This window comes from Mesorhizobium sp. M1A.T.Ca.IN.004.03.1.1 (assembly GCF_003997555.1).
GTDB lineage: Bacteria > Pseudomonadota > Alphaproteobacteria > Rhizobiales > Rhizobiaceae > Mesorhizobium.
On record NZ_RZTV01000005.1, the window covers coordinates 447,157 to 465,298 of the forward strand.

Sequence of the window (18,142 nt, forward strand, 5' to 3'; positions counted from 1 at the left end):
AAAAGCGTGGAGCGGTTTTGGGAAAACGACACTGCATTAAAACAAAGTCCCTAAAGCGCGTCGCGCTTTAGGAGGAAAAACCGGGGTCCCCCCGCGGGACCCTGGCCTGCCGGACGGCCTCCCACACCGGCGTCGCTGCGCCGGAAGCCGTCGCAGCTTTTGGGGAGGACCGGGGAAGCTACGAAAGACGGCTGCGCGAAGTTCTGTCCGGAGCGCCATAGGGCAAGCCGCCAACGAAAAAACCCCGGTCATGCCGGGGTTTTTGGTGTTAGGGCCGGGGTGCCATCTATTCCGCCGGCGATGGTTTCTTGCGGAACATCGCCGCCAGATTGTCCCACAACTCGATCTTGGCGCCCTGGCGCTTCATGATCACGCCCTGCTGCAGGATCGAGAGCAGGTTGTTCCAGGCCCAGTAGATGACGAGGCCGGCCGGGAAGGAACCCATCATGAAGGTGAAGAGGACCGGCATCCAGGTGAACACCGCGGCCTGCGTCGGGTCCGGCGGCGTCGGGTTCATGCGCATCTGCAGGAACATGGTGATGCCCATCACGACCGCCCAGGCGCCCATATGCGGGAGGAAGGCCGGCGGCGCGAAGGGCAGCAGGCCGAACAGGTTGAACACCGAGGTCGGATCGGGCGCCGCGAGGTCGTGGATCCAGCCGAAGAACGGCGCGTGCCGCATCTCGATGGTGATGTAGAGCACCTTGTAGAGCGAGAAGAAGACCGGGATCTGCAGCGCCACCGGCCAGCAGCCGGCCAACGGATTGATCTTTTCCGTCTTGTAGAGCTCCATCATCGCCTGCTGCTGCTTCATCTTGTCGTCCGCGTATTTCTCGCGGATTTCCAGCATCTTCGGCTGCACCTTCTTCATGTTCGCCATCGACGCGTAGGACTTGTTGGCCAGCGGGAAGAAGATGGCCTTGACGATGACGGTCGTGGCCAGGATCGCTAGGCCGAAATTGCCGAAGAATTTGTACAGCGTGTCGATCAGCCAGAACATCGGCTTGGTGATGAAATAGAACCAGCCCCAGTCGATCAGCAAATTGAACTGGCGAATATGGCGGTCAGCCTCATAGGCGTTGATCTTGGCGACTTCCTTGGCGCCGGCGAACACTTCGGTTTCGATGGTTGCGGACTGGCCGGCCTCGATGTTGATCGGATCAGTGAGGAAGTCGGATTGGTAGCGATGGCGCCCGTCCTCGAAATAGCCGTAGCGTGGCTGGAAGGGCTGCTTTTCGGTCGGCACCATGGTGACGGCCCAGTACTTGTCGGTGATGCCGAGCCAGCCGTCGGTCGACTTGCCTGGCTTGACTTCCTTGTCCTTCTCGATGGCGGCGTATTTGTATTCCGTCAGCCCCTCGGTGCCAGTAACGCCGATCAGGCCTTCATGCAGCACATAAGTGCTGGCGACCGCCGGCTTGTCGTAGCGCGTGACGCGACCGTAGTTGAACAGGCTGACGGCAGCGCTTCCCGAATTCTGCACGGTGTCCGAAACGGTGAACATATAATCGTTGTCGACCGAGATGGTGCGCTTGAAGGTCAGGCCCTTGTCGTTGGTGTAGGTCAGCGTCACCGGCGTCGACGGGGTCAGCGTCGGATTGCCCTCAACGCTCCACACCGTGTCGGAACTCGGCACCGCGCCGGTCTTGTCGGTGCCGACGAACCCGATCTCGGCGAAATAGCCGGTCGGTAGCGCCTGCGGATTGAGGAGTTGGATCTCGGGCGAATTCTTGTCGACCGTCTCGGTGTAGTGCTTGAGCTTGAGGTCGTCCAGGCGAGCGCCGGTGAGATTGATCGAGCCCTCGAGGCTCGGCGTGTCGATCTTGACGCGCTTGGTCGCGGCAACAGCCTGGTCGCGGCTCTCGACAGTGACTGTCTCGCCGCCAGGTGCGGTCGGGATGGCGCCCGGAGCCGGCGCCGGCGCCCCGGCCGCGCCCGGATTGGTCCCCTGCGCTTCCTTCTTCTGCGCCTCGACGCGCTGCTGCTCGATGCGGGCCTGCTCGCGTTGCTGCTCCATCTTGGGGTTCATGTAGAACACCTGCCAGAGCGTCAGGATCAGCACCGACAGCGCGATGGTGATGAAGAAATTGCGGTTGTTTTCCATCGAAAGCCCTTGGCCTATCGTGTTCCGCGCAGCCGGCGGGAAAGCTCGGCCTTCAACTGGCCGAACGGAATGGCAAGCACGTCTTCGCGCCCGACGATGACATAGTCACTGCCGGGCGCCATGTCATCGGCGGCATGCGTTCGCACGGCTTCTCTCAGCCGCCGCCGGACGCGGTTGCGCACCACGGCGTTGCCGACCTTCTTGGTCACGGTGTAGCCGACGCGTGGCGCACAATCGTCGCCCCGGTCGAGAACCTCGACGAGAAAAAGCCGCCCGCGGCGCTTCTCGCCGCCGCGCACAGCCATGAAGTCCGCGCGTTTCAGAAGCCGCCCGGGAGTTTTCCCCTTTGGCTTGCCGGTTGCGGGCAACGATCTCGTCTTTCGTTCAGGCGCTGAGCCGCTTGCGGCCGCGGTTGCGGCGGGCTGCGACGACGCCGCGGCCACCCTTGGTGGCCATGCGGGCACGGAAACCGTGCCGGCGCTTGCGGACGAGTTTGGACGGTTGGTAGGTACGCTTCATTTGTTTTAATACCGCGGCGTGCGGCCCTTCTTGATTCTGTCACACTGTAACAGGAGCTTTGCCGGGCCGGTTATAGGCGCGATCGAAACCGCGCCGGGACGGAAGGCCCGAGCGTGAGCGGGCTTATAGGAAGAAGGATTTTGGAAGTCAATCCAGCCCGCCTAAAGGCATTTTTTCACTGGCCGGCGGCGAAATTGGCAAAAAAGCCGCAAATCGCATAATCTTGCTCGATCAAGCCTTCGTGAAAACCGCGTCATGACAAGTGAAGTCCTGTCAACGGATGAAAAGCCACGCCCCGCGGCGGCAAGCTCGCCGCGCCGGGTGCCGCTGTCGCGCGGTCTGTCGACCAAGCTTCTGCTTCTCACCATCGTCTTCGTGCTGCTCGCCGAAATCCTGATCTTCCTGCCCTGGATCGCCAGCTACCGGGTGAACTGGCTGAAGGAGCGGCTGAGCACCTCCGCCGCCGTGTCGATCGTGTTGCTGCAGGGCGAGCCCAACTCGCTGTCGCACACCGCCCAGAACGACGTGCTGATGGCGATCGGCGCCAAGGCGATCGCGGTGCGCGACGGCGGCGTCTCGCGGCTGCTGGTCGTGGCCGACATGCCGCCGAAGGTCGACGAGCATATCGACATTGCCAATGTCGGTCTGGTCAACGGCATGACCGGCGCGCTGGAAACGCTGTTCGCCGGCGGAAACCGGATGCTGCGCGTCTTCGGCCCGGTCGGCGACAGCGACAAGGAATTCGAGCTGATCATGCCGGACTACAGTCTGCGCAACGCCATGCTCAGATATTCGCGTAACGTCGCCGTCGTCTCGCTGCTGATCTCGCTGTTCACCGCCATGCTTGTCTATGCGGCGATCGATCTGATCATGATAGGCCCGATCCGCACCATGACGCGCTCGATCCTGTCCTTCTCCGAGGCGCCGGACGATCCCGGCCGCATAATTTGCCCGACGGAGCGTGCCGACGAGATCGGCGTCGCCGAGCGCGAGTTGTCGCAGATGCAGGATCGGCTGCAAAAAATGCTCGCCGAGCAGAAGCACCTCGCCAATCTCGGGCTTGCCGTGTCCAAGATCAACCACGACATGCGCAACATCCTGGCTTCCGCGCAGCTTATGTCGGACCGGTTGCGCCAGGTGAAGGATCCGACCGTCCAGTCCTTCGCGCCGAAGCTGTTGCGCGCGCTCGACCGCGCCGTCGCCTATTCGGAGGGCGTGCTTGCCTATGGCCGCACACAGGAGCCGGCGCCGTCGCGCCGCCGCTTGCGGCTGCGCCAGCTGGTCGACGACGTGCACGGCCTGCTCGATATCGAGGAGGGCATCGAATTCATCAATGCCGTCGAGCTCACCTTCGAAGTCGACGCCGATTCCGACCAGCTCTTCCGCGTGCTCACCAATCTGTGCCGCAACTCGGTGCAGGCAATGGCGGCCGACACGGAGAGCGCGGTGGTGCGTCGGCTAGCCGTCTCGGCCGAGCGCTTGGGCAGCGTCAGCCGCATCACCGTCAGCGACACCGGCCCCGGCCTCCCGCCCAAGGCGCGCGAGAACCTGTTCGCCGCCTTCCGCGGCTCGGCGCGCAGCGGCGGCACCGGCCTTGGCCTGGCGATCGCCCATGAGCTGATCCGCGCCCATGGCGGCGCGGTGGAGCTGGTCGAATCGATCGGCGGCCGCACGGTCTTCGCCGTCACCATCCCCGACCAGCCGGTGCGGCTCGATCAGGCCCGCAACGGCCTGCGCCGCCCGGCTTGACCGTGGCAGGCCAGGGAAGACGTTCCCGCTTCGGAGTTCCGCGAAGCAAAGACCCCGGTCGGAATGTGATCCTGTAAACGCCTGCGACAAAACTTTTGCCGGGCCGGCTTGCTTTTCCGAAATTCAGTCGTTAGGGAACACTCCACATCGCGGCCGGCGTCTCGACCGGATCGCGGGGCTTGTGTCTCACACGGCCTGATGCGCGCCCGTAGCTCAGCTGGATAGAGCACCAGACTACGAATCTGGGGGTCAGGAGTTCGAATCTCTTCGGGCGCGCCAATTAATCAAACTGAACTCCCGCGCATTTGCCTCGCCGGCCGAAGCAGTCGCTGGCTGCCTACGCTCACGCGGCGAGGTTCACGTGGCGTATTAATCCACGATCCCGATCGGGTCGGCAGTGGTACCCGAGCGTTCTTGAGTTCAGCTTTTGTCATGCACCCTTGCTCGTCTCCAGCCGCAGTCGGCGGCGCGGCCTAAGTCCCACCGCGCGCAAGGCAGTCATCGGCGTTACTAACCCCTAGCTGTTGCAGCTTGCGACAGGCACGCCTTGCGCCTTCACGGCATCTCTGGCGACACCTCTCCTTGTTGCCATCCCTGCATCGCCCCACGGATTCCGGTTTAGCTGGTGCGCTCGTTTTTGCCGAACGATTGGAAGGTTCATCGACAGGCAACGACACTTGCGGCTTGCGACTGACTTTCTTTGGCAGGATCTTTTTGCGTGGCGGCGTAGGTGCTTGGAACTTGGCAATTCGGCTCTTTGCAATTTCGACGAATGCACCATTCGGAAATGCCGCTAGATAAGCACGATACATCGAGACATCGGATGTATCCTTGATTGATTTCCAGAATTCGAGCTCTGCCGCCGCGTTGATGTCTGGCTGATAGGCGTCTGCCGAAGACGGACTAGACGCGGCATCCGGGTTGAATGAGAATCCCGGCTCCACCAGGGACGAGTTGCTCCAGGGAACCTGCTTCCCAGAAGTCGCGTTCATGACGTCCAACCGGACGCGACGCATGAGAATTTCAATGTCGATCGAAGGAGTCTTTATCCGCTTCACAAGAGAGTCTGCAAACGGACTATGATTGACGGCTCCATCGAGAGCCACGTTGCCGGGTTGTGTTGCAAAGCCGATAAAGACTCCCCTGCCAGCATCCAAGGCTCCCAGCCCTTTCCTATGGCAAGGCCGCGACTTTGACCCGGTCCACTCAATTGCTTAACGAAAGGATTGTCCCGACAGGCATCGAGAAGGACGATTGCGATATTTTCCTCGGCCGTCATGGCGGCGATGATGTCTTGCAGGCGCTCAGCCTCCAGAGCCAAGTCGGCCGGACGTTGAAGGGCGGCGTCAACGGGCAATAGGTAGTTCTCCCCGTTCGCTTGGAGCCCGTGTCCGGCGAAGTAAAAAAGCGAGACGTCACCCGGCCGCAAGTTTCGCCTGAATTTTCCGATGAGTTCCCTGAACGTTGATGCGTCGGTATCCAATCCAAGGGTGACGTCGAAGCCCGTCTCTTGCAAAACTCGGGAGATGGCATTCGCATCATTTACCCCGTTGGGAAGCGATGACGCAAAACGGTAGGCCGAGTTACCGATTACGAGCGCATATCTATGGCTGCGTTGACCGATCTGGGTCTCAGAGGAGGCCGGTGTCGACAAGCCGGCCAGCAAAAGAAGGCACGCGCACAACAAACAAACCTTGGACATTGCGACCTTCCCGAGTAACGGAGAATATTAGCATCCGTTAAAGCGCGTGGGTACCCGTTGTAAGGGCCATCTTGCTTGGGGAAGAGGCCAAACTTGCCGGAGGCCGCTTGGTATGAGGTCTCCGTGCATCGTCAACGCCCTTTCCGGCATCGACTTCAAGCAACATCAAACCCCGAATGAGGCCGCAGCATACAAGGTGGGCCGAGCTCACGAGCTTTTGGCAACACCGTTCGATCGCTCAGCCGACCGCCTTCGTCGCCGCCCTTCCGGCGCTGCGTCCGGAAAAGATGCAGCCGCCGAGGAAGGTGCCTTCGAGCGCCGCATAGCCGTGCACGCCGCCGCCGCCGAAGCCGGCGACCTCGCCCACCGCAAAGAGACCAGGCACCGGCCCGCCCTCCGCGTCGAGCACGCGGCTGTCGAGATCGGTCTGCAGGCCGCCCAGCGTCTTGCGGGTGAGGATGTTGAGGCGGACCGCAATCAACGGGCCGTTCGCCGGATCGAGCATCTTGTGCGGCCTTGCGGTGCGGATCAGCCTGTCGCCGAGATAGGCGCGCGCGCCGCGCAGCGCGGTGACCTGCGCATCCTTGGAGAACGGGTTGTCGAACTGCATGTCGCGGGCGCGGATCTCGCGTTCGACCTGCGCCACATCGAGCAGCGGCTCGCCGGCCAGCCCGTTCATCCGCGCCACCAGCTTCGAAAGGTTGGCCTCGACGATGAAATCCTCGCCCTTTTCCATGAAGGCTTTCACCGGCCCGGGAATGCCCGACGTGGCGCGGCCGAGCACCTGCCGCCAGCTCTTGCTCGTGAGGTCCGGATTCTGCTCCGAGCCCGACAGCGCAAACTCCTTCTGGATGATCTTCTTCGTCAGGATGAACCAGGAATAATCGAAGCCGGTGCTCATGATATGGCTGAGCGTGGCTAAAGTGTCGAAGCCTGGGAAAAGCGGCACCGGCAGCCGTCTGCCGCGCGCGTCGAGCCATAGCGAAGAGGGGCCCGGCAGGATACGTATGGCGTGATCGGTCCAGACCGGCGCCCAATTCTTGATGCCCTCGACATAGTGCCACATGCGGTCGCGGTTGATGACCCTCCCGCCCGCTGCTTCGGCAATTGCCAGCATGCGGCCGTCGACATGGTCCGGCACGCCGGTGATCATGCGCTTCGGCGTCGCGCCGAGACGCTGCGGCCAGTTCCTGCGCACCAGCTCGTGGTTGCCGCCGATGCCGCCGGAAGCGACGATCACGACCTGGGCGTGGAGCTCGAAATCCCCGGCCACGTTGCGCGAGCTCTTGCGTCCACGCTCGACCGTGCTTGGCTCCAGCACGTCGCCGCGCACCCCGGTCACCGTCTTCCCGGTCCGCGTGATCTCGTTGACCCGGTAGCGGAACTTGAACTCGACGAGCCCACGCTTCTGCGCCTCGCGCACGCGCAGCACGAAGGGCTCCAGCACGCCGGGCCCGGTGCCCCAGGTGATGTGGAAGCGCGGCACCGAATTGCCGTGGCCGCTGGCATTGCCGCCGCCGCGCTCGGCCCAGCCGACGACGGGGAAGAATTTCAACCCGCGCTCGATCAGCCAGGAGCGCTTCTCGCCGGCGGCGAAGCCGAGATAGGCTTCAGCCCATTTTCGCGGCCAAAAATCCTCAGGGCGGTCGAAGGCGGCGGTGCCCATCCAGTCTGCGAGCGCGAGGTCGTGGGAATCGCGGATGCGCATGCGCCGCTGCTCGGGCGAGTCGACCAGGAAAAGCCCGCCGAACGACCAGAAGGCCTGGCCGCCCAGCGATTGCTCGGGCTCCTGGTCGACGATGATGATTTTCTTGCCGGCATCGGCAAGTTCTGCCGCGGCGACGAGGCCTGCCAGCCCCGCGCCGACAATGATGACATCCGCGTCGTCAGCCATCTTCGTTCCCCCCAGCGCCTTCCGACGGCCTGTCAGACGGGCTCCCAGCCGTTCTTGCCGCCGGCGCGGAAGATGGCGTCGATGACCTTCTGGTTGAGGACCGATTCCTCCAGCGTGAAGACACGGTCCTTGCCGCCCTGGGCCGCGCGTACGAAGGCCTCGCATTCCAGCCGGTACTGCTGGGTGCCCGGGAAGCGGAACACCTGCGCTTCGGTGTGGTTCTGGTTGTGCAATTCGATGCGGTGGTGGTCGTAGAGCCCGGCATTGAACGGGCCAAAGACCTCGATGAAACCCTTCTCGCCGTGGAACACCATCACCTGCCGCGCCGCCATCTGCGTCGACAGGTAGAAGGACAGTTCAAAGTCGCCGAAATCGGCGCGGATCGAGGAATAGATGTCGGTGCCGAAGGTCTTGTCGCGCTCGATGGTGGCTTGCACGCGGACCGGTTCCTTGCCGGTCGAGAAGCGCGTCGACACGGTCGGATAGACGCCGATGTCGGGCAGCGCGCCGCCGCCAAGATCCAGCTGGTTGCGCATGTTGCTGGGATCGACATTGTAATAGGAAAACGCGCCCTGGACGTGGCGCAGCCGGCCGATCGCGCCGCTGGCGATGAGGTCGCGCACCTTGATCCACTGCGGGTGGTAGACGACCATGAAGGCCTCGCAGACCAGCACCTTCTTCTCGTCGCGCAACTTGATCAGCGGCGGGATGTCCTTGGCGTCGAGCGCAAGAGGCTTCTCGACCAGGACATGTTTTCCCGCCTCGATTGCCTTTGCCGTCCATTCGACATGCTGCGAGGTCGGCAGCGGGATATAGACGCCATCGACCTCCTTGGAAGCGAGCAGTTCCTCATAGGAGCCGAAGGCATGCGGCGCGCCGAAACGCTCGCCCAGGGCGCGAGCCTTCGACAGGTCGCGGCTGGCGATCGCCGACAGCACGCCATTCTCCGAATCTACGATCGCCGGCAAAAGCTGCTCGCGGCCGATCTTGGCCGTCGACAGAACACCCCATCGGAACATCATGCTTCTCCATGTCGGTTATGTCGATGGAGGTGTGCCCCAATTCCGGAGAAAAGCCAATCGCAGACGCGGGCCACAAAGCGCCTTCGTCATTCTCGGGCTTGACCCGAGGATCCATTCCGTGACCTATGACGTAAAGTGCAGGGATGCAGAGATCTGCAACCGTTGCAACGCCTTAGCGTCACGCCATGGATCCTAGGGTCTGCGCGCGTCGCTTCGCTCCTTGCTCCGCCCTAGGATGACGAACCCGAGGATGCGCGACCAGAGCTAACCCCTTCTCCCCGTCAGGGTCATGTCGAAGTCGACGACGTTGGAATAGATCGGCGTGCCGACATCCATGCCGTAGCGCGATCTGAGCACCTTGCCGGTGACATGGAACTTGATGGTTCCTGACTTCAGCCCATCGAGCTCGGCCGTGAACTTTTCCGAAAACGTCTTGCCGCGCGCCGTCAGCCGGCCGGTGACCACGGCGGTGGTCTCGCCGGTGCGGGTCACGTTTGTCGAGCGGAATTGGATCTCCGGATTGTTGGCGCTGTCGAAGACGGCGTCGGAACGCAGGAAAGCATCGATGCGGCCCTGGCCGGTGCCGACGCTTTCCGGAAAGATGGTGAGGTTGACCTTCGAGCGCCCGACATCGGCATTGTCGATGCGGATCGTGCCCTTGAAGCGGCCGAAGGCGCCGCCGAAGCCGCCACCGCCGGCCTTGCCGATGGTGAAGCGGATCGAGGAGCCCGCCGGGCTGATCGTGTAGCTGCCGGCGGCGTCACTGAGCGCCACCGCGGCGCAAACCGGCGCGGCAAGGCAAGCGGCAAAGGCCGCCAATCCGAGGATGCGCGCATGCATCGACATCTTCCTATCCTGAACCAGCGCATTGCTGCCGCCACCAACGAACGGGCGGCCCGCTCTATTCCCGGGCAGACGAAGGCGTGATTATGCGCGTGAGCACGCTGTCGCGCAGCAGGAAATGGTGGCGCATCGCAGCAAGGATATGCAACGCGACCAGCGCGATGCCGGCATAGGCAAGATACCAATGCGCGGCCGACCAGAAGCTTTCCGCGGCGTCGGATTCGGCGAGCGGCAGGTCGGGCATGACGAACTGGTTGAAGGGCATCGTCGGGATTTCCAGCGTCGAGACCGAGACCAGCGCCCAGCCGGAGAGCGGCAGGGCAACCTGGAAGGCGTAAAGCGCCAAATGCGCCAGCGGCGCTGCCTTGCGCTCCAATGTTCCCACCGAAGGCGGGAGTGCTGGCGCCGCATTGCCGACACGCCAGGCGATGCGCAGGATGACCAGCCCAAGCAGCAGGAAGCCGAAGGACTTATGCAACTGGATCAGCTCGAAAGACGTCCGCTGGCTGTCGATGCGCATCATCACGAAGCCGAGCACGAACTGGCCGATGAAGATGAGGCCGATCAGCCAGTGAAGGATGATCATCGCCCAGCCATAGCGGGTGGCGGTGTTGGTGATGGACGATTGCATGGTCGAAAAACGTCGCTGAAATCACCTTTCTTCCAGCCCTCCCCACAAGCGGAACGGAGGAGCCCTACCCGCTCACCTTGAAGAAATCGACGAAGGCCCGCAACGCCGGCCGCATCTGGCGGCGGCTTGGGTAGTAGACGAAGAAGCCGTCGAAAGCGGGGCACCAGTCCTCCAGCACGCGGATCAGCCGGCCATCGGCGAGCGGCGCCTTCACATAGTCCTCGAAGACGAAGGCGAGCCCGGCGCCGTCGATCGCGGCCTGGGCGATCAGATGGTCCTCGTCGAGGATCAGCGGCCCTGGCGCGGCGATCTCGATTTCCTCGCCGTCCTTCTCGAACTCCCAGCGGTAGAGGATGCCGCTGGAGAAGCGGAAGCGGATGCAGCGGTGATCGGCGAGATCGCGCGGATGACGCGGTTTGGGCATGGTCGCGAAGTACGAGGGCGCGCCGACCAACGCGCCGCGGATGTTCGGCCCGATGCGCGCCGCGATCATGTCGCGCTGCAGGCTTTCGCCCAGCCTGACGCCGGCGTCGAACCCACCCTCCACCACATCCGTGAAGCGGTCCTCGATCACGATCTCCAGCATGATCTCGGGATAGGCGGCCGTGAAGGCAGCGAGCCGCGGCGTCAGCACCAGATGCGCGGCGGTGCGCGGCACGCTAAGCCTGAGATTGCCAGCCGGCCGGTCGCGCGTCTCGACCGCCGTTTCCAGCGCCAGGTCGATCTCGGACAGTGCCGGCCGCAGGCGCTCCAACAGCCGCGCGCCTTCCTCGGTCGGGGCGACACTGCGCGTGCTGCGCGCCAGAAGCCGCACGCCGAGCCGCGCCTCCAGGCTCGCCACCGCATGGCTGACCGCCGACGGCGCGATGCCGAGCTCGCGGGCCGCGCCGCGGAAGCTGGCGCATTGCGCGACCGCGGCGAGAACGGCCAGCTGGGAAAGGTTCGTCCGGTTCATTGATCTATCTTATAGAGCGAGCTGTGCGAAAGAGACATGATTATCGAACGGATGCCTAGGCGCTATTTCATCTCCATCGCAACAAGGAGATGCGCCATGCAAACCCGCAAATTAGGAACTGAACTCGAAGTCTTCCCCGTCGGCCTCGGCTGCATGGGCATGAGCTTTGTCTATGGCGGACAGCCGGAGGCCGAGGCGATCGCCACGCTGCGCCGCGCCGTCGAGATCGGCGTCACCTTCTTCGATACCGCCGAAGTCTATGGCCCTTACGAGAACGAGATCCTGCTCGGCAAGGCGCTGAAGCCGGTACGCGAGAAGGTCACCATCGCCACCAAATTCGGCTTCAAGATATCCGAGCACGGTTCGGGCATCGACCGCATGATCGGCGTCGACAGCCGCCCTGAGCACGTCAAGGCGGTGGCGGAGGCCTCGCTGAAGCGGCTCGATACCGACGTCATCGACCTCTACTACCAGCATCGCGTTGACCCGAACGTGCCGATCGAGGACACGGTCGGCGCCATGGCCGAACTGGTGCGCGATGGCAAGGTGCGGGCGCTCGGCCTGTCGGAAGTGAGCGGCGCCACGCTGCGCCGGGCGCATGCCGTGCACCCGATCGCCGCCGTGCAGAGCGAGTATTCGCTGTGGAGCCGCGATCCCGAGGACGAGGTCTTTGCCGTTTGCCGCGAGCTCGGCATCGGCTTTGTCCCCTACAGTCCGCTCGGCCGCGGCCTGCTCACCGGCACCATCGCCAAGCGCGATACGCTCGGCGCCGGCGACTGGCGCCTCGGCCTGCCGCGCTTCCAGGCCGAAGCCATGGAAGCCAACAATGCCGTCATTGCCGTGCTGGAAAAGTTGGCGATGGAAAAGGGCGTGACAGCGGCACAACTGGCGCTCGCTTGGGTGCTGCACCAGGGCGATTTCATCGTGCCGATCCCCGGCGCGCGCAAGATCCGCCATTTGGAGCAGAACACGGCAGCGGCCGGGATCAAGCTGAGCGCCGCCGAGGTCGCGGCCATCGGCGACGCGCTGTCGCCCGACAAGGTCGTCGGCAAGCGCTATACCGAAGAGCTGCTGGCGCTGGTGAATGGTTAGACATTTCAGCTTGCTTTGAGACGCTGGCGGGACAGCGCCCCCCTCTGTCCGGCAGGACAGAGGGGGGCGCCTCGCGCTGACCTACCAAGGCACCACGCTGATCTCCGGCCAGTTCTCTCGCGCCCTCTTCCCCTTCGCCTCATGCGTCCGCTGGTTGTCCAGCACCCGGTTCGGCGTGATGCGGAACGAAAAAATGTCGTCGAGCCCGAACGGCGCCACCAGCTCCAACGCCTCGTCTGCGTCGTACCGCACCCCAACCGCATGCGTCTTCGACGCGAAATAGCCGACCGATTCACTCGCGCTCGTGTAGCGCGGGCATGCCTGCCCGAACTTGGCCGGATACCACAGGTGCACGCGTGCCTGATTTCGCACCTCCACCGGCAGCGTCAGTCCTTCGAAATGCTGCGCCGCCTGGCGGATCACCGCGTCCTCGGCGTCGTAGGAGAGATCGGTGCCGTCGAAATAGAACAGATCGACATCCTTGATGCCGTAGCCTGAGGGCCTGCCGGTGAGATGGTTCCAGATGCTGTTGTAGAGCGCGCCGGAAACCACCAGCCAGTCCGGCAACGCCAGTTCACGCACTCGCGCCAGCGTTTTGGCCAGCAGCGGGTCCGCCGCCACGATTTCGAGGAACGCCGCGCGTTGCTCCTCGAAAGGCAGGCCGGAATAGCGGAGATGGTGCATCGCCCAATGGAGGGCGATTCGCCACCTTCCGGCAATCCTTTATGCTCTCAGCACGCCGCCCGTCTGCTTGTTGACGTTCTCGACGATGCGCTTGGCCAGCGCCTCGAAATCCTCGTCGGTCAGCGTCTTTTCGACCGGCTGGATCGAGACTTCGATGGCGATCGACTTCTTGGCGGCGCCGAGCGCAGCGCCCTCGAAGACGTCGAACACCGAAACGCCGGTGACGAGCTTCTTGTCGGCGGCCAAAGCTGCCCGCACCAGCGTGCCGGCCTCGACCGTCCGGTCGACGACGAAAGCAAAATCGCGCTTCACCGCCTGGAAGGGTGAAAGCTCCAGCTTCGGCTTGGTGCGCGTCGGCTTGGCCTTCGGCTCCGGCACGGCATCGACAAAGACCTCGAAGCCGCAGAGCGGCCCGGAGGCGTCGAGCACTTCGAGCGTCTTTGGATGGAACTCGCCGAAAGTGCCGAGCACGGTCTTCGGCCCGAGCTTGATCGTGCCTGAGCGTCCGGGATGGTACCAGGCCGGGCCGCCGGGCTCGATCTGCAGCCTGTCGACCGGCGCGCCGCAGGCTTCGAGCGCCGCGATCGCATCGGCCTTGGCGTCGAACACCCCGACCGGCCCGGCATTGCCGGCCCAGCTGCGGCCCGAGCCGTCGAGCTTGGCGGTGCCCCGCCGCACGCCGGCGGCGACGCGCCGCTGCTGATCGGCCAAGTCGCCTTCATAGGTGCCGGAGACCTCGAACAGCGCCACGTCGCCGATGCCCCGATCGGCATTGCGCTGGGCGGCGCTGATCAGCCCGGGCAGCAGCGACGGCCGCATGTCGGACATGTCGGCGGCGATCGGGTTGGCGAGCTTCAGCCGGTTCTGGCCGCCGCCGAACAGCTCGGCGTGTTTCGCCGGAATGAACGACCAGGTGACCGCCTCCATCATGCCGCGCACGGCGAGCGCGCGCTTGGCGGCCCGGGTGCGCACCTGCAGCATGGTCAGGATCCTGCCGTTGACCGCGTCATGCGAGGTGAGCGGCTGCGGCGCTATGTTGTCGACGCCGTGGATGCGCATCACTTCCTCGACGAGATCGGCCTTGCCGTCGACATCCGGACGCCAGGAGGGGACCTTCACCTCGACGGCGTCACCTGAGCTGCGCGGCTCGAAGCCGAGACGGGTCAGTATAGTGAGCGCTTCTTCTCTCGGCACCTCGATGCCGGTCAGCCGCTTCACTTCCGACAGCGGGAAGGAAATGATCTTCGGCTTGTGGCCGGCATAGCCCGCCACCTCGATTTCCGTCGGCGTGCCGCCGCACAATTCCAGCACCAGCTTGGTCGCGAGCTCGACGCCGGGCACCATGAACTCAGGGTCGACGCCGCGCTCGAAGCGGTAGCGCGCATCGCTGATGATGCCGAGCGTGCGACCGGTGCGGGCCGTCGTGATCGGGTCCCAGAGCGCCGATTCGATCAGCACGTCGGTGGTGTTCTCGTCGCAGCCCGAATGCTCGCCGCCCATGATTCCGGCAATCGATTCGATGCCGTTGTCGTCGGCGATCACGCACATCTCGGGCGTCAGCGAGTATTCGCGTCCGTCGAGCGCCAGCACGTTTTCACCGTCCCTGGCGCGGCGCACCACAAGGTTGCCGGTGACCTTCTTCGCGTCGAACACATGCAGCGGCCGGCCGCGGTCGAAGGTGACGTAGTTGGTGATGTCGACCAGCGCGCTGATCGGCCGAAGCCCGATGGCGATCAGCCGCTGCTGCAGCCATTTCGGCGACGGGCCGTTCTTCACGCCCTTCACCAGAGTCAGCGCGAAGCCGGGGCAGAGTTCCGGTGCCTCGATCTTGACCTTGACCGGGCACATGCCGTCGCCGGCATGCGGCATGATCGCGCCGCCGGTCAGCCGGCCGAGGCCGCTCGCCGCGAGATCGCGGGCGATGCCGTAGACGCTGGTGGCATCGGGGCGGTTCGGCGTCAGGTTGATCTCGATCACCGGATCGTCGAGATGGGCGTAGGCGGCGAAGCTGGTGCCGACCGGTGCGTCTTCGGGCAGGTCGATGATGCCGGTATGCTCGTCCGAAAGCTGCAGCTCGCGTTCGGAGCACATCATGCCATGGCTCTCGACGCCGCGGATCTTGCCGACCGAAAGCGTGACGTCGATGCCGGGAATATAGGTGCCGGGCGCAGCAAAAGCGCCGACCAGGCCGGCGCGGGCGTTGGGCGCCCCGCACACCACCTGCACCGGCGGCTTGCCGTCGCCGGTATCGACCGTAAGCACCCGCAGCCGGTCGGCGTCGGGATGCTGCACGGCAGTCAGCACCTTGGCTATGACAAAGGGTTTTAGGCCCGCCTTGTCGTCGACATGTTCGACCTCGAGGCCGATCGCCGTCAGCCGCTCGACGATTTCGGCAAGCGAAGCGTCGGTCTCGAGATGGTCCTTGAGCCAGGAGAGGGTGAATTTCATGACTGTGTTCCGTAGGAAGGGCTTTGCGCGTCAGGTCTAGCCACGCTCGTCTTGAGGTGCCGCGGCAGTGAATCGGGCATATGCAGGAAGGGCAGCTGCTCGCGCACATGCGCATGCAGCGTCGGCCTGAAATAGGCAGGCATGTCCATGGCGCCGAGCGTGAAGTAAATATGGCCGGCGAGCCGCTCGTCGCTATAGGCGATCGGCGAGCCGCAAATGCCGCAGAACGAGCGCGCCACCGGGCCGTTCCGGTAGCTCTTCAGCGACTTGCCTTCGAGCGCGATCTGGTCGGCCGCGAAGCCGATAAAGGCCGACACCGGCGCGCCGCTGGCGCGCCGGCAATCGCCGCAATGGCAATAGCTGATGTGGTGCGGCTCGGCCGAGGCCTCGAACCGCACGGCACCGCAGCGGCAGCCCCCGGTGTGGGGAGCAGTCATGTGGAAAGGCCCCCGAACAGCGTCGGCATGTCGAGCGGCCGGAAGCCGTAATGCGTGAGCCAGCGCACGTCGGCGTCGAAAAAGGCGCGCAGGTCCGGCATGCCGTATTTCAGCATGGCGATGCGGTCGATGCCCATGCCCCAGGCAAAGCCTTGGTATTCGTCGGGATCGAGCCCGCCGTAACGCAGCACGTTGGGATGCACCATGCCGCAGCCGAGGATCTCCATCCAGTCGGAGCCTTCGCCGAAGCGCACTTCGCCCGGCCGCGAGCGGTCGCACTGGATGTCGACCTCGAGGCTGGGCTCGGTGAACGGAAAGAAGGACGGCCGGAAGCGCATTTTGACGCTCGGCACTTCGAAGAAGGCCTTGCAGAATTCCTCCAGCACCCACTTCATGTTGGCGATGTTGGCGGTCTTGTCGATCACCAGCCCCTCGACCTGATGGAACATCGGCGAGTGCGTTGCGTCCGAATCCTGCCGGTAGGTCTTGCCGGGGATGACGATGCGGATCGGCGGCTTCTGCTGCTCCATTGTGCGGATCTGCACGGGCGAGGTGTGCGTGCGCAAAAGCTTGCGCTCGCCCTTCTCGTCCGGCTGGAAGAAGAAGGTGTCGTGCATCTCGCGCGCCGGATGCCCCTCGGGAAAATTGAGCGCGGTGAAATTGTAATAGTCGGTCTCGATGTCCGGACCTTCCGCGATCGCGAAGCCGAGATCGCCGAAGATCGCGGCGATCTCGTCGATAACCTGGCTGATCGGATGAATGCGGCCGCGCTCGGCCGGCGACTGGCGCACCGGCAGCGTCACGTCGACCGCCTCGGCGACGAGACGGGCGGCGATCGCCACGTCCTTCAGCTCCGCCTTGCGCGCGCTCAGCGCTTCGGTGACGCGGTTCTTGAGGCCGTTGATTGCCGGACCCTTCACCTGCCGCTCCTCGGCGCTCATCGCGCCAAGCGTCTTCAGCATTTCGGAGACCGAGCCCTTCTTGCCCAGCGCCGAGACGCGCACCGCCTCGATCGCCTGCTCGTCGGCCGCGGCCGCGATGTCGGCCATCAAAGAAGCTTCAAGGGTTTCAAGATTTCCAGCGGTGGCGTTCACGGCGAAACTCTCTCGATCGGGCAACCACCGGGGTTCGGCGCGTCACCAATTTGGTTGCATCAGGCATAAGAAAAACCCGCGCCAGCCGTGCCAGCGCGGGTTCCCCAAATCAGAATAGCGAATGCTTGGGAAGCGCTGGCTTAGGCGACAGCGCTCTCAAAAGCATTCGGCGTGGTGTTCTTCAGATATTCGAGCGCCACCTTGGCCTTGGCCACAAGGGCTGCGAAAGCCTGCGGCTCGTGGATGGCCATGTCCGAAAGAACCTTGCGGTCGATCTCGATGCCGGCCTTGTTGAGGCCGTCGATGAAGCGGCCATAGGTCAGGCCGTGCTCGTGCACCGCTGCATTGATGCGCTGGATCCACAGCGCGCGGAACGAGCGCTTGCGGTTCTTGCGGTCGCGATAGGCGTACTGCAGCGACTTTTCCACCGCCTGCTTGGCGATGCGGATGGTGTTCTTGCGACGGCCGTAGAAGCCCTTGGCGGCTTTCAGGACCTTCTTGTGCTTGGCGTGGGCGGTGACGCCTCTCTTTACGCGTGCCATGTCATGATCTCCTTAAAACGCTGTTCCGGACCGAATGCTTAAAGGCCGTTCGGCAGAAAATTCTTGATGACCTTCTTGCCGTCCGGTTCAGCCAGAACCATCGTGCCGCGGGCATCGCGAATGAACTTGTTGGAACGTTTGATCATGCCGTGGCGCTTGCCGGCGGCAGCCGACAGCACCTTGCCGGTGGCGGTAATCTTGAACCGCTTCTTGGCGGCCGATTTGGTCTTCATCTTGGGCATTTTGCTACTCCGTAATGTGGCGCACCATCGCGCTTCTTTTCTCGCTTCGGGCCGACCAGAGCCCGAAAAGCAAATGAAACCGCCACGGCATGCCCTGCCGGGCGGTTTTTGTTTTTGCTCTGCGTATCGTGCTTTCCGTAAATCAGAGATGATTTCCGGCCCGATACGCAGAACGGCGGTCCTA

Annotated in this window: 18 protein-coding genes and 1 tRNA gene; 3 read left to right on the top strand and 16 right to left on the bottom strand. The window is 63.8% G+C overall.

Features of this window, described 5'->3' with window-relative positions; translation table 11 throughout:
* Positions 1–286 precede the first annotated feature (286 nt).
* Genes yidC through rpmH form a run of 3 tightly spaced genes read right to left on the bottom strand, consistent with a single transcriptional unit; the run spans position 287 to position 2,623 of the window.
* The gene (gene yidC, locus EOD29_RS19310) at positions 287–2,104 is read right to left on the bottom strand and encodes a membrane protein insertase YidC (RefSeq protein WP_127247478.1); all 1,818 of its coding nucleotides are present in this window, start codon (positions 2,102–2,104) and stop codon (positions 287–289) included.
* 14 nt (positions 2,105–2,118) lie between these two features.
* The gene (gene rnpA / locus EOD29_RS19315; protein ID WP_067323826.1) at positions 2,119–2,472 is read right to left on the bottom strand and encodes a ribonuclease P protein component; all 354 of its coding nucleotides are present in this window, start codon (positions 2,470–2,472) and stop codon (positions 2,119–2,121) included.
* Positions 2,473–2,488: 16 nt separating this feature from the next.
* Entirely contained in the window at positions 2,489–2,623 is a 135-nt protein-coding gene (gene rpmH, locus EOD29_RS19320) for a 50S ribosomal protein L34 (protein WP_008833937.1), read from the bottom strand.
* A 255-nt stretch (positions 2,624–2,878) separates the two neighbouring features.
* On the opposite strand from rpmH, the gene EOD29_RS19325 reads away from it, so the two are divergent.
* Together EOD29_RS19325 and EOD29_RS19330 are read left to right on the top strand one after the other, a co-directional pair.
* Positions 2,879–4,372, top strand: a complete 1,494-nt coding sequence (locus EOD29_RS19325) for a HAMP domain-containing sensor histidine kinase (protein ID WP_127247479.1) — start codon at positions 2,879–2,881, stop codon at positions 4,370–4,372.
* A gap of 202 nt (positions 4,373–4,574) precedes the next feature.
* Positions 4,575–4,651: transfer RNA gene (locus EOD29_RS19330), tRNA-Arg, on the top strand.
* Between the two features lie 194 nt (positions 4,652–4,845).
* Here the strand turns inward: EOD29_RS19330 and EOD29_RS19335 are convergent.
* The 7 genes from EOD29_RS19335 to EOD29_RS19365 all read right to left on the bottom strand — a co-directional run bounded on the left by EOD29_RS19335 (position 4,846) and on the right by EOD29_RS19365 (position 11,419).
* Positions 4,846–5,478, bottom strand: a complete 633-nt coding sequence (locus tag EOD29_RS19335) for a caspase family protein (protein WP_245475370.1) — start codon at positions 5,476–5,478, stop codon at positions 4,846–4,848.
* On the bottom strand, positions 5,427–6,074 hold the full coding sequence (locus EOD29_RS19340) for a caspase family protein (RefSeq protein WP_127247481.1): 648 nt from the start codon (positions 6,072–6,074) through the stop codon (positions 5,427–5,429). The genes EOD29_RS19335 and EOD29_RS19340 overlap by 52 nt, the downstream gene beginning before the upstream one ends.
* Before the next feature lie 238 nt (positions 6,075–6,312).
* On the bottom strand, positions 6,313–7,968 hold the full coding sequence (locus tag EOD29_RS19345; protein WP_127247482.1) for an FAD-binding dehydrogenase: 1,656 nt from the start codon (positions 7,966–7,968) through the stop codon (positions 6,313–6,315).
* Positions 7,969–8,000: 32 nt separating this feature from the next.
* Positions 8,001–8,987, bottom strand: coding sequence for a Gfo/Idh/MocA family oxidoreductase (locus EOD29_RS19350; RefSeq protein WP_127247483.1), 987 nt, complete (start codon positions 8,985–8,987; stop codon positions 8,001–8,003).
* A gap of 267 nt (positions 8,988–9,254) precedes the next feature.
* Positions 9,255–9,830: a YceI family protein gene (locus EOD29_RS19355; protein ID WP_067003284.1), complete on the bottom strand. Its 576-nt coding sequence runs from the start codon at positions 9,828–9,830 to the stop codon at positions 9,255–9,257.
* A gap of 61 nt (positions 9,831–9,891) precedes the next feature.
* A complete protein-coding gene (locus EOD29_RS19360) occupies positions 9,892–10,464 on the bottom strand; it encodes a cytochrome b (protein ID WP_067323831.1) in 573 nt (190 codons plus the stop codon).
* A gap of 64 nt (positions 10,465–10,528) precedes the next feature.
* A complete protein-coding gene (locus EOD29_RS19365) occupies positions 10,529–11,419 on the bottom strand; it encodes a LysR family transcriptional regulator (protein ID WP_067323833.1) in 891 nt (296 codons plus the stop codon).
* A gap of 96 nt (positions 11,420–11,515) precedes the next feature.
* Between EOD29_RS19365 and EOD29_RS19370 the strand changes: the two genes are divergently transcribed.
* Positions 11,516–12,511, top strand: a complete 996-nt coding sequence (locus EOD29_RS19370; RefSeq protein ID WP_127247484.1) for an aldo/keto reductase — start codon at positions 11,516–11,518, stop codon at positions 12,509–12,511.
* Between the two features lie 81 nt (positions 12,512–12,592).
* Here the strand turns inward: EOD29_RS19370 and EOD29_RS19375 are convergent, their stop codons facing one another.
* The 6 genes from EOD29_RS19375 to rpmI all read right to left on the bottom strand — a co-directional run bounded on the left by EOD29_RS19375 (position 12,593) and on the right by rpmI (position 17,958).
* On the bottom strand, positions 12,593–13,195 hold the full coding sequence (locus EOD29_RS19375; RefSeq protein WP_127247485.1) for a nucleotidyltransferase family protein: 603 nt from the start codon (positions 13,193–13,195) through the stop codon (positions 12,593–12,595).
* A gap of 39 nt (positions 13,196–13,234) precedes the next feature.
* On the bottom strand, positions 13,235–15,643 hold the full coding sequence (gene pheT / locus EOD29_RS19380) for a phenylalanine--tRNA ligase subunit beta (protein WP_127247486.1): 2,409 nt from the start codon (positions 15,641–15,643) through the stop codon (positions 13,235–13,237).
* A complete protein-coding gene (locus EOD29_RS19385) occupies positions 15,640–16,080 on the bottom strand; it encodes a GFA family protein (protein WP_067002960.1) in 441 nt (146 codons plus the stop codon). The genes pheT and EOD29_RS19385 overlap by 4 nt, the downstream gene beginning before the upstream one ends.
* Positions 16,077–17,129, bottom strand: a complete 1,053-nt coding sequence (pheS, locus tag EOD29_RS19390) for a phenylalanine--tRNA ligase subunit alpha (RefSeq protein ID WP_245475364.1) — start codon at positions 17,127–17,129, stop codon at positions 16,077–16,079. The genes EOD29_RS19385 and pheS overlap by 4 nt, the downstream gene beginning before the upstream one ends.
* Positions 17,130–17,314: 185 nt before the next feature.
* Entirely contained in the window at positions 17,315–17,716 is a 402-nt protein-coding gene (rplT, locus tag EOD29_RS19395) for a 50S ribosomal protein L20 (protein WP_040968947.1), read from the bottom strand.
* A 38-nt stretch (positions 17,717–17,754) separates the two neighbouring features.
* Positions 17,755–17,958 (bottom strand): 50S ribosomal protein L35, encoded by a 204-nt coding sequence (rpmI, locus tag EOD29_RS19400; protein ID WP_027166935.1) that lies wholly within the window; start codon positions 17,956–17,958, stop codon positions 17,755–17,757.
* Positions 17,959–18,142: the final 184 nt, after the last annotated feature.